The organism is Yoonia sp., assembly GCF_046498525.1.
In the GTDB taxonomy this organism is placed as follows: Bacteria; Pseudomonadota; Alphaproteobacteria; order Rhodobacterales; family Rhodobacteraceae; genus Yoonia.
On the sequence record NZ_JAWOAN010000181.1, the window covers coordinates 1 to 7,741 of the forward strand.

The following is a 7,741-nucleotide window of genomic DNA, read 5'->3' on the forward strand; positions in this document are numbered from 1 at the left end:
TGGCCGCGCATGGGGCCGCATCGCATCGCTGATCGAGACGGCAAAGATCAACGGCGTCGAACCCTTCGCCTATCTGAAAACCACGCTCGAAGCCATCGCGGCCGGACATCCGCAACAGCGCATCGACGAGTTGCTTCCCTGGAATTTCCAGCCGTCAAGCTGAAACCCGGTGCCCTTCAGACGCCGCTTACCATCGTGTCATCTTTTTCAAAGATGATTGATGAGGTCAGATCGGGGTTGGCTAATATCTGTATGGCTTCATACATCCGATCGGCATCAGCGCCAATGTCAGTCACGGAATAACGGAGTGTGCCATCTAAATACTCGTTTATACCGTTCAGTGTCCCGGTGACTTCATAAGCATTGGGATAAGAAAAAGATCCAAAATACTCTATTTTCCGAACGCCATCGTCGATGACTATCAGAGATGAGTTTTCTGTCACGACGGTCCCGAACCAAACCTCCTCGCTTGGCATCGAGGTCGGTACAAACGCTGTGGCAATGGCCATCTTAAATTCCTTTTTAGATTTGGTTTCCGCCTTGGATCAAAAACGTCGCTCGCGCATCAACACATTGAAGAAGAACGGGTTGGAATTCTTCGCGAATTGTGTGGGTTGGCAGGTACCGAGTCAGGTGCGTGACCGCACGAGATGTTGTGTCGTAGGGTGATACGGGGAGGTGAGAAAGCACGGTATTGGCACGTATGCTCTGCCCTCTCCATGCGACAAGCTTAAGGCGGTTATGCCTGATAAATCTTCATCCTACTATATTATCTCCATGCCATCATTTATAAAACTCCAATTACCCTCGGAGTTTTCATAAAGATGCATTAGGATATCGGTGGAGCCTTGGGTGTTCTCCGGGCTTATTGCAATGTCAGCCAAGGCCAGAGCCTTGCTGATCTTACCATCGTTCAGCAGGTCCAGATAAAACTGTTGCCCCGCCGAGTCAGACTCCCGGTCGAGCACGTTCAGATAAATCCTTTCAAGGAATTCATCATTTGAGAGCGTGGTCGCGTCGCCGAACTTGACTGTAAATTCTGGGCTGGTCATCAAGTCGGCCGCAAGAATCTCATCCAACAGACTATCACGCTCTGTCACGTCGATGTAGAAATTCAGGCCCGGCAGATCAATCGCTCCGTTTCGGTCGAGCGCTGCTTCATACAAAAGTGCTACACGTTCTGACACGTGAAAATCTTCGGGCCCTCCTGCCGTATCAAGAAACGATCCCTCTGAAAGAGGAACGTAGACATCATCGAACCGCAGGAACTCGATGTTTAAAAGCTTGTCACGCGACCCGTCAGGTTCGGTGACAATTGCATAAGTCGATCCACCCCTGACAGAATAGTCCGACTGTAAACCGGAAAAACGGGCTGTATCACCGTCAATCGCATCACTGGCAGTCTCGTTTCCGAAAATCATATCGCTGCCTAGCCCACCAGTCAGCACATCTTGGTGTGGTCCGCCACGCAGGATATCGTTACCGGATCCCCCATTCAGTGCATCAGGTCCGTTCCCCCCGGACAAGATATCGTCGCCCGCCAGTCCGCTGAAGTAATCAGCTCTGTTTGTACCCTCTTCGATGTCGTTGCCGGAGGTGCCAATCCGTTCATACAGGCCCTGCACATTGATCGCATCCAGTGCTAGCCATGTGTTCATCTCTACTGCCATCGCCAGATATGTCGCGACACGGACTTCGTTGTAATCTGCGCTGTATATTCGATCAAAAGCATCATCCGCCGCAGCGTTCACGCGGTTTTTAAAACTCTCGTCACCTTCTACGTAGGGCAGGAACGGAAAGGTGTCGCGAAACCCTGAATCTCGCGTTACTTCAACAGTTTCACTGCGCCCACTGAGCGAGCTGTTGATATCTACAGTCACTTTTGTGCCAAAGAAATTTACATCAAGCCCTTCTGTCTCGATGCGCCCTGAGATGGCACGCGGAAACTCAGAATAAATATCGTCGCGACCAACCTCATCATACATCAGCTGTGTGGCAACCTTTACTGATTGATGCAGACCCGGCCCACCAAGTGGCCCGTCCTGTACAGTATTCGCTACGGTCTGCCTTACCAAAACGGCGTATTGTAGTGCGCCCATCATATAAGCAAGAGATTCAACACTGGCCGAGGATTTTGCGGCGTTCGCTTGGGAAACGATCTCATTCAAGGCAGTCTGGGACTGCAATATTGCATCGCTTGCGGCATCACGTCGTGTCTCGACATCTTCACTTGCTGCATAAATATCCAATTGGTTCAGAGCTGTATCCGCAGAACCAAGCGATTGCGCGATATTTTGATTGACCACGGCGGTGGACAGATTTTGCAACTTCGCCAGATCCGCCTTGATCTGGGACATCTCGAACTCACGTTCGATATCATCACTGTTGCCGGAAAAAAACGAGTATATTCCTAGCCCTGCGGCATATAATCCAATTGCGGCTGCGGGTCCAGGCATGGTTGAATCCTTATCAAAGGAAACCAGAAAATATCTTCACTAACATTACCGAAGTGACGTGTGATTAAACGTAATTGTTACCTTATTTTTACCTAGGGTCAAGCCTGTTGAACCAACAGGGTCATCGCGTTTGGCTCACGCAGCAGTCAAGCCGTTGAGAAGGCTTTGTAAGTATTCGTCGCTCCACCCGGCTTTCTTGAGCTTGATGGAGAGGGAGGGCTTCTTCGCGGATTGTATGGGTTGGCAGGTGCCGGGTCAGGTCGCGGCTTTACAGCTTTATCGGTTAGCCCGATCTTGCAAGGGCAATTCACCGCGCATCGCGGTCGCGCATGCGCAGAGCAGCGACTGACCGATTCACGCCTATCCTGTAGGTTGCCACCATGCTGAACGCCGGACGTCATTTTGTACTAACTCGGCAGATCCGCAATTTTTCAATCAGTGTTAAGTTTCTCTTTTTGGTTCCGGCGTCTCTGGTTCGGCCACGCCGATGGTTATGCCAAGGCTCGGATCGTTGATCTTATTGGTTTACAATGCTTATTCTGTTCCGCTTCCGAACTTCAATGAGTACTTGCCAAATGAAAACGGCGGCCTTGGAGGCCGCCGCTTACCGTCGTAATCAAACTGGTCCGGAAGGCCTCAGGCGGCCTTTTTCTCGGCGTTGGACACTTTGTCTGCGGCCTGGCTTGCTTTCGCCGTCACCTTGCCGGAAAGTTCTTCACCGGTCCTGGACGCGAACTCGGTCGTCTCTGTGCCGAATTCCTGCGTGACGTCACCAAGCGACTTGGTTGCGCGCATGAAAAGGTCTGCCTGCTTCTGCACGAAGTCGCTGTACGCCTTGCCGTAATCGGCTTGCTCGTCGCGAACTGCGGTCACTTCGCGGAGGTTCGAGAACGCCTCCTTGGCGGTTTCGGCCGCGATATCTGTCGACTTCGTGGCAGTCTCGACCATGATCGAGGTCATGCGCTCGTTAGCGTTCGCCAGGGTCTTGAAAACGTCTTCGTAGCCCTTCGCATCGAAGAGGTTCTGGAGGTTGTTATTGGTGGTGTTCGTGTTCTGCTTGGCCATGTGGTTCTCCTTTCCGGGGTGCCGGGATATACTTTTTGTTGCCCAACGCAGATGATGCTGCAGCGCAGCATTTTCAAGGGGACCGGTTCAAGACAGGGTTCCTTTTCATGGCGCGAAGTCCCAGGGGGGAACTCAATGATATCGCCCGAGATATGCTGGCCGCAAATGTAGCTACTGGCGACATATGCCTTGATCTGTCGAAGACAGTAGCTTAAAGCTACATAATGAAGCAGATCAGCTACACGAGAGCGGCGATCAAGGCGTTGCGCCGGATGCCCGCGAACACTGCTATGCTGATCCGGTCCAAGATCGAGGCTTACGCGCAGGACCCACGCTCGCAGGCCAGCAACGTGAAGTCCTTGAAGGGGCGAGAGGGTATCCGTCTGCGGGTGGGCGACTGGCGTGTGATCATGGACGATCAAGGCAATGTTCTGGCCGTCCTGGATATCGGACCCCGTGGCAGCATCTATGACTGAAAGGGTGTGACATGAGCGAAATGATAACCATCCCTCGTGACGAGTATGATCGCCTGCGGACTGCGGCCGAAGATCTGATGGACCTTCAGTCCTATGATACTGCCAAGGCGAACCTGGCGGCTGGTGAGGACGAGTTGATCCCCGCGCAGTACGTGAATCGCCTGCTCAACGGCGAGAGCGCACTGCGGGTCTACCGCGATCTGCGTGGCCTGACCCAAGCGGCCCTCGCCGAAAAAGCGGGGGTGAACCGCGTCACCGTTGCCGAAATCGAGACTGATCGCAAACAGGGTTCTGTCGCGACCCTGCGCGCTTTGGCGGATGCGCTTGAGATCGCACTGGATGATCTGGCGTAATGAGGGTGCGGCCATCACGCTCACCCGTCACAGCACCGCCCGCCAGACGCGAAACCGTCCCTGCCCTGTCAGCTCCTGGATCAAGCCTTGCTCCTCGAACCATGCGAGGTTTCTCTGGGCCGAGGCACGGCTGGCACCTGTGAGCTTTGCGGCCATGGGGGCTGTCATCAAGGGCCAGCCAAGTAGAGCTTCGATCAGTCGGGGCGGCGTCCGACCAGACAAAACTGCAGCCCGGTCCCTGACTCTGATCTCCCAGCATTCCAGGCGATCAATGTGACGCATGGCGCGAATGAGGCCCTGTTCCGTTGCCTGGAACCAGCGCCGGAGACGCTCTGCCGGGTCACCCCCGACACGCAGCTCCCCTGCCCCGCCCGTCAGCACCGGCACAAACAGGATGCCTCCTTGCCTTTCGCTGGCGGAAATACGCCCGGCGACCACGGCGCCCTCAAAGGGATCACCCTCCGGACCGATCCCGGCCAGGGGCCATAGGTGAAACGCAAAGCATGCGCGAACGATCGGATGCAGTATTCCGGCGGCTGACATGATCGCATTCCAGGTGGAGATCTTGTCGGACAGAGGATCCTGCCCTGGAATATCCCGCCGGCCGAGAAAGGTCGCGAGGTCCGGCTCCGGCCCGGGGCCACTTGCTAGGCGCCGAAACGCCCAGGCGGCACGTTGAAGAGCGCCCGTGTCGTCACTGGCCGCACTGATCCGCATGGCATGCCACAGCCCCAGACGGTCGGTAGGAACCCGTTGCCCTGTCAGCCAGCTGAGCTCCGAGGCCTCGATCATGGCCAGCCGGTGTCGCCATCCCTCGGGGCCGCGTCGAAGCCGTTCGTCCAGGGCACCGAAACGCGCTGAGACCCGCGCCAGGTGCACCGCCTGTTCAGCTTGCGCCAGCTCCCAAGCGGTAATCTGTGCGCGTTCATCGGTTTCGGCTCGCGGCAGAGGCGCCAGAAACCCTGGTTCTTCTTCCATCGGACCGGGAAGGAACCACAGGTCCTCTTCGGCGATTTTGCCGTCATACAGGCTCTCGCTGGGGCTCTGGGAAACATCTTTTGTTTCAGAATGATAGGATTTCATATGTGCAAATTACGTGTATTTTGCACATTACCCAAGTGTTTTTCGGTAAGGGCACTTTGCTGTCTACGCAGGCATCGCCCGTGCATGCAGGCGAGGCTTCCCGCGCCGCGTTCAGAGCAGGAAAATCAAGGGGTTTGGAAAGATCGCGACCACGGAGACCGTCGTTGCATTCTTTTACAAACGGTCGTTTACTAATGACTTCCGAAATTGCAAAACATCACATTTGGTGGAGGTGCTCGTGAATATGGCGTTTCTCACTTGATCGATGCACGACAGGAATCCCATGCGAACTACTCATCATCTATCGATGACGATGTCCTGCTCGCGGCGAAGGCCATTGCGAGGCAGCAGGGTCGAACCCTCGGCGAGGTAGTCTCCGAGCTTGCGCGGCGTTCTTTGCAACGACCTATCTCCCGCGCCGAGCGCAACGGCATTCCGCTTCTGGCGGCATGCCCGGATGTGGCCCCTGTCACGCTGGACATGGTAAACGCGCTTTGCGATGAGGCATCGTGACCTATCTGCCTGTTGCGACAGGTCGCCCGACGGGGCCCCTTCTCTCAGAGCCTGATCGGAAATGAGCCAGGATGTTGCTGGAACGGGCTGAACGCCTTGGGTTGTTGGAAAATAGCAATGCAACTGGCAATCAGGCGAAGGGATTGACGATCCGTAACTGATCTTCCACCAACAAATTATCGTGCATGTCTTCGCTCCACAATGTCGTGCATCCCGCAATAAGTGCAGCAGCCACGATCATCGCGTCATAGACTGCAAACTTGTACCTCTCTGACAAGGCGCGTCCCACCTGGTGGGTGTGCAACGTCAGATCCTCGACGGTGCATAACGACTGCACGCCAGCGAGAAACGCACCGGTTTCCTCCCAGCTGAGATCTGTCTTTCTGCGGCAATTGACCAATGCTTCGTTCAGAACCTGCACGCTGATCCGGGGCCCCTGCCCCAAGATCTCCTCGGCCCGGTCAGCCTTTGAGCCATCATCCAACAGATAAAGGATCACGTTTGTGTCCGCGAATTCAGCGCTCATGCGCAGCTTCACGGCTCAGACGCGCGTCCTTGGGCAGCTTGCCGCGAAAGCGCCGCAGTCCTTGCAGAACTTCCTCGGCTCGGGGCTGGCGCCGGACCAGCACGGTCCCGTCGTCTTTTGCCAGGTCGATCTGGTCGCCCTCCTTTAGGCCGAGTTCCCGAACAAGTTCCGCAGGCAAACGAACAGCGAGAGAATTACCCCATCTTGCAATCTGCATACCGACGTCCTCGCTTTGGATATACATTTCATGATGTAGATCCAAAGTTGTTCATTGGCAAGGAGAGCATCGTGCTGAGTGTTAAGTATGTGTTAAAGTATGTGTTAAGCTGTGGATAAGGTTGCGTAAGTCCTTGATACATCTAAATTAACGCAAGCTCATGGTAACTGTTACCACGAATCTCGGTAACTGATACCACGAATCTTGTTATGGGTAACTGATACCACGAACCTTGACTCAAGCACGCCTGGCGTCTCCTTGCCGGATGATGGCTGTCTGGTTCTTACCCCTGTAATTCAGCCATTGGTTACGAAGATAGCTATCAGGTATCACGCAAATACCAAACAGCTATCGGATAGCTAACTGGTAGCTAATAAGTAGCTATCGTATAGCTACTAGATACTTATTGGCTACTGGATAGCTATCTGGTAATTTATGCGTTATGGGTCCAAAATGAGAGTGAGCCGCCATGCCTGTTATCGCTTTTGCCAACCCCAAGGGCGGGGCTGGGAAGACCACAAGCGCGCTCCTGCTGGCGACGGAGCTGGCTGAAAAAGGTGCGTCGATTACCTTGCTTGATGCCGATCCAGAGAAGTGGATCTCCCAATGGGCAGACGCGCCGCAGAAGCCACCCAACATCACGGTGCTTCGCGATATCACCGAGGACTCGATTGTTGATCAGATCGATGAGGCCACACGGACCTCTCAGTTCGTCATCGTCGACCTGGAAGGCACAGCAAGCCTGATGGTCGCCAATGCCATTGGTATGGCGGACCTGGTTATAGTCCCAACCCAAGGCTCCTTCATGGATGCCAAGGGTGCAGCCAAGACCATTCGCCTCATCAAGAACCAGGAACGGTTGGCTAGGCGGTCGATCCCGCATGCTGTTCTGCTCACGCGCACCAATGCAGCCATCACCTCGCGATCACTGCGTAACATTCAGGAGCAGCTGCTTGAGGGCAATATCCCGGTTTTTGCAGTGTCCATCATCGAGCGGGCTGCATTCCGCGATCTCTTCGACTTCGGCGGCACCCTGAGCAACCTGGATCCGT

The 7,741-nt window shown here is 54.8% G+C and carries 11 protein-coding genes; 5 read left to right on the top strand and 6 right to left on the bottom strand.

The window, feature by feature from the left end; all coding sequences use genetic code 11:
• Positions 1-163, top strand: a 163-nt coding sequence (locus tag R6T97_RS11450) for a transposase domain-containing protein (protein WP_410349431.1), incomplete at its 5' end; no start/stop codon positions are given.
• Between the two features lie 13 nt (positions 164-176).
• On the opposite strand, the gene R6T97_RS11455 is transcribed toward R6T97_RS11450, so the two are convergent.
• The 3 genes from R6T97_RS11455 to R6T97_RS11465 form a co-directional block, all read right to left on the bottom strand.
• Positions 177-509: a hypothetical protein gene (locus R6T97_RS11455; RefSeq protein ID WP_410349421.1), complete on the bottom strand. Its 333-nt coding sequence runs from the start codon at positions 507-509 to the stop codon at positions 177-179.
• A gap of 255 nt (positions 510-764) precedes the next feature.
• A complete protein-coding gene (locus R6T97_RS11460) occupies positions 765-2,456 on the bottom strand; it encodes a DUF4214 domain-containing protein (protein ID WP_410349422.1) in 1,692 nt (563 codons plus the stop codon).
• A gap of 636 nt (positions 2,457-3,092) precedes the next feature.
• Complete coding sequence (locus R6T97_RS11465) at positions 3,093-3,521, bottom strand: phasin family protein (RefSeq protein WP_410349423.1); 429 nt, start codon at positions 3,519-3,521, stop codon at positions 3,093-3,095.
• Positions 3,522-3,745: 224 nt separating this feature from the next.
• On the opposite strand from R6T97_RS11465, the gene R6T97_RS11470 reads away from it, so the two are divergent.
• Together R6T97_RS11470 and R6T97_RS11475 are read left to right on the top strand one after the other, a co-directional pair.
• Positions 3,746-3,997 carry a type II toxin-antitoxin system RelE family toxin gene (locus R6T97_RS11470; RefSeq protein WP_410349424.1) on the top strand — a complete coding sequence of 84 codons (252 nt, stop codon included), beginning with the start codon at positions 3,746-3,748 and terminating at the stop codon, positions 3,995-3,997.
• 11 nt (positions 3,998-4,008) lie between these two features.
• On the top strand, positions 4,009-4,350 hold the full coding sequence (locus R6T97_RS11475) for a helix-turn-helix transcriptional regulator (RefSeq protein ID WP_410349425.1): 342 nt from the start codon (positions 4,009-4,011) through the stop codon (positions 4,348-4,350).
• A gap of 27 nt (positions 4,351-4,377) precedes the next feature.
• Here the strand turns inward: R6T97_RS11475 and R6T97_RS11480 are convergent, their stop codons facing one another.
• A complete protein-coding gene (locus tag R6T97_RS11480) occupies positions 4,378-5,433 on the bottom strand; it encodes a hypothetical protein (RefSeq protein ID WP_410349426.1) in 1,056 nt (351 codons plus the stop codon).
• Positions 5,434-5,640: 207 nt separating this feature from the next.
• Here R6T97_RS11480 and R6T97_RS11485 point away from each other — a divergent pair, with 207 nt between their 5' ends.
• Positions 5,641-5,946 (top strand): hypothetical protein, encoded by a 306-nt coding sequence (locus R6T97_RS11485; protein ID WP_410349427.1) that lies wholly within the window; start codon positions 5,641-5,643, stop codon positions 5,944-5,946.
• A gap of 130 nt (positions 5,947-6,076) precedes the next feature.
• Here the strand turns inward: R6T97_RS11485 and R6T97_RS11490 are convergent, their stop codons facing one another.
• A complete protein-coding gene (locus tag R6T97_RS11490) occupies positions 6,077-6,472 on the bottom strand; it encodes a PIN domain-containing protein (protein WP_410349428.1) in 396 nt (131 codons plus the stop codon).
• Positions 6,462-6,689 (bottom strand): AbrB/MazE/SpoVT family DNA-binding domain-containing protein, encoded by a 228-nt coding sequence (locus R6T97_RS11495; protein WP_410349429.1) that lies wholly within the window; start codon positions 6,687-6,689, stop codon positions 6,462-6,464. The genes R6T97_RS11490 and R6T97_RS11495 overlap by 11 nt, the downstream gene beginning before the upstream one ends.
• 469 nt (positions 6,690-7,158) lie before the next feature.
• Here R6T97_RS11495 and R6T97_RS11500 point away from each other — a divergent pair.
• Positions 7,159-7,741: AAA family ATPase (locus tag R6T97_RS11500; protein ID WP_410349430.1), on the top strand; the 583-nt coding region annotated here is incomplete at its 3' end.